Origin of the sequence: Kineococcus indalonis (assembly GCF_009906395.1) — a bacterium.
In the GTDB taxonomy this organism is placed as follows: domain Bacteria; phylum Actinomycetota; class Actinomycetes; order Actinomycetales; family Kineococcaceae; genus Kineococcus; species Kineococcus indalonis.
On sequence record NZ_JAAALM010000550.1, the window covers coordinates 1 to 2,572 of the forward strand.

The following is a 2,572-nucleotide window of genomic DNA, read 5'->3' on the forward strand; positions in this document are numbered from 1 at the left end:
CCCGCGGAGGCCGCCCTGGGCGAGGCCTCCGCGCGGGCGGCCGCGGCGCGCACCAGCGCCGCGCGCCCGGTGGTGCGCGCCGACGAGCCCGGCGCGACGGCGCTGGCGCAGCGCTGGGGCGAGGACGGGCTGCGGGCGTGGGCCGCGGAGGTGCTGCACCCCCTGCAGCGGCTGGCGCCCGCCGAGGCCGCCGACCTGCGCGCCGCCGGGCACGCCTTCCTGGCCCACCACGGCCAGCGCCGGGCGGCCGCGGCCGCGCTGGGCGTGCACCGCAACACCCTGCGCCACCGCCTGGCGCGGCTGGAGCAGGTGCTGGGCCGCTCCCTGGAGGCGCCGCAGGACCGGGCCGAGCTGTGGCTGGCGCTGGACGCCCCGGCCGGCGGGCCGGCGGGCGCGGCCGGGCCGTAGGTTGCCGCCCGTGGCCCTCGACGTGCACGACCTGCCGCCCGCCGCGCTGGAGTTCCTGCGCGAGCGGCACCTGGCGACCCTGACGACGCTGCGCCCGGACGGCTCCCCGCACGTGGTGCCTGTCGGCTTCACCTTCGAGCCGGGCACCGCCGCCGTGCGGGTCATCACCTCGGGCACCTCGCTCAAGGCCCGCAACGTGCGTGCGGGCTCGCGCGCCGTGGTCGCCCAGGTGGACGGCCGGCGCTGGCTGGCGCTGGAGGGCCCCGCGCGCCTGCTCACCGCCGCCGAGGACGTCGCCGACGCCGAGGAGCGCTACGCGCAGCGCTACCGCACCCCCCGCCCCAACCCCCTGCGCGTCGTGGTCGTCGTCGACGTGGACCGGGTGCTGGGGTCGGTGCCGCCCTGGGGCTGAGCGCCCTCAGGACCCGTGCGAGGTCATCAGCTCCACGACGCGGTCCAGGAAGCCGTCCACGGGCGACTCGCGGTACCCGCGCCGGCCGCGGCGCGGGCGGAACAGCGCCGCGCGCACGTCCGCGGCCTCCAGGCGCCCCTGGCCGGCGAAGTGCTCGGACAGCAGGGCGCACAGCGCGTCCACGTCGCCGGGGCGGTAGCCGCGGCGCAGGCCGCGGGCCCGCGGGAAGCGCTCGCCGTCCGGCTCGTCGAGGCGGCCGAGCACCGCCGCGCTCAGCGCCGCGTGCCGCTCGGCCCACTGCCGCTGGGCGCCGCCGGCCAGCGCGCGCACCCGCTCGGCGCGGGCCAGGCGGTCCTCCAGGCGGGCGAGGACCGCGTCGGTGGCCTCCACGTCGTAGCCGCCGAACTGGGAGCCGAAGCCCACCGCCCGCACCTGCGCGGCGGTGAGCCGGCGGGCGGGGACGGAGCGCTCGGCGTGCTCGAGGAAGGCGTCGACGTCGGCGGTGCGGTAGCCGCGGCGCAGCCGGCCGGTGCGGTGCGGGCGCTGGCGCAGGGCCTCCTCGGCGGCGCCGAGACCGCCCAGCTCCTGCTCCTGCTCCTGGGTCACCGCCACGCCCCCGGCAGCGGTGCGCTCACGCGCGGGGCTGCTCGGGCGCCACGGCGGCCAGCTGGCCGCAGGCGCCGTCGATGTCGCTGCCGCGGGTGTCGCGCACCGTGGTGGGCACGCCGCGGGCCTCCAGCGCCGCGACGAACGCCTTCTCCACCGCCGGGTCGCTGGCCGTCCACTTCGAGCCGGGCGTGGGGTTCAGCGGGATGGGGTTGACGTGCACCCAGCCGCGCCCGCGCGCGTTGAGCAGCTTGCCCAGGCGGTCCGCGCGCCAGGCCTGGTCGTTGACGTCGCGGATGAGGGCGTACTCGATGCTCACGCGCCGGCCGGTGGCCTCGAAGTAGCGCCGGGCGGCGTCCAGGGCCTCGCCGACCTTCCAGCGCCGGTTGATCGGCACCAGCTCGTCGCGCAGCTCGTCGTCGGGGGCGTGCAGGCTCAGCGCGAGCGTGGCCGGGACGCCCTCGGCGGCGAACTTGTCGATGGCCGGCACCAGCCCGACGGTGGACATCGTCAGGCCGCGCGCGGAGATGCCCACGCCGTCGGGGGCCGGGGCGGTGAGGCGGCGCACGGCGGCCACGGCCGAGCGGTAGTTGGCCAGCGCCTCGCCCATGCCCATGAAGACGACGTTGGAGACGCGCCCGGGTCCGCCGGCGACCTCGCCGCGGGCCAGGGCGCGCGAGGCGGCCAGGACCTGCTCGACGATCTCGGCGGTGGACAGGTTGCGGGTCAGGCCCGCCTGCCCGGTGGCGCAGAACGGGCAGTTCATGCCGCAGCCGGCCTGGCTGGACACGCACAGCGTGTCGCGGTTCTTGTAGCGCATGAGCACCGACTCCACGAGCGCGCCGTCGTGCAGGCGCCACAGCGTCTTGACGGTGGTGCCGCCGTCGGCGGTCAGGGTGCGCACGGGCGTCAGCAGCGTGGGCAGCAGCGCCTCGGCGATGCGCCCGCGCGAGGCGGCCGGCAGGTCCGTCATGCGCGCCGGGTCGTCCTCCAGGCGCTCGAACCACTGCGTGGCCAGCTGGCGCGCGCGGAACGGCTTCTCCCCGAGCTCGGCCAGCGCCGCGGCGCGGTCGGCGGGCTCCAGGTCGCTGAAGTGGCGCGGGGGCTTGCCCCGGCGGGGGGCGGTCATCACCAGGGCGCCGGGGC

4 protein-coding genes are annotated in these 2,572 nt (G+C 78.7%); 2 read left to right on the top strand and 2 right to left on the bottom strand.

Annotation, left to right across the window (positions count from 1 at the left end):
- Both GTR00_RS18705 and GTR00_RS18710 read left to right on the top strand, forming a co-directional pair.
- On the top strand, positions 1-408 hold a 408-nt coding region (locus GTR00_RS18705; RefSeq protein WP_166613076.1), incomplete at its 5' end, for a helix-turn-helix domain-containing protein.
- Positions 409-418: 10 nt separating this feature from the next.
- On the top strand, positions 419-820 hold the full coding sequence (locus tag GTR00_RS18710) for a TIGR03618 family F420-dependent PPOX class oxidoreductase (RefSeq protein WP_166613077.1): 402 nt from the start codon (positions 419-421) through the stop codon (positions 818-820).
- Positions 821-826: 6 nt separating this feature from the next.
- Here GTR00_RS18710 and GTR00_RS26030 read toward each other — a convergent pair whose 3' ends face one another.
- On the bottom strand, positions 827-1,432 hold the full coding sequence (locus GTR00_RS26030; RefSeq protein WP_166613078.1) for a DivIVA domain-containing protein: 606 nt from the start codon (positions 1,430-1,432) through the stop codon (positions 827-829).
- A gap of 19 nt (positions 1,433-1,451) precedes the next feature.
- On the bottom strand, positions 1,452-2,572 hold a 1,121-nt coding region (rlmN, locus tag GTR00_RS18720), incomplete at its 5' end, for a 23S rRNA (adenine(2503)-C(2))-methyltransferase RlmN (RefSeq protein ID WP_240900603.1).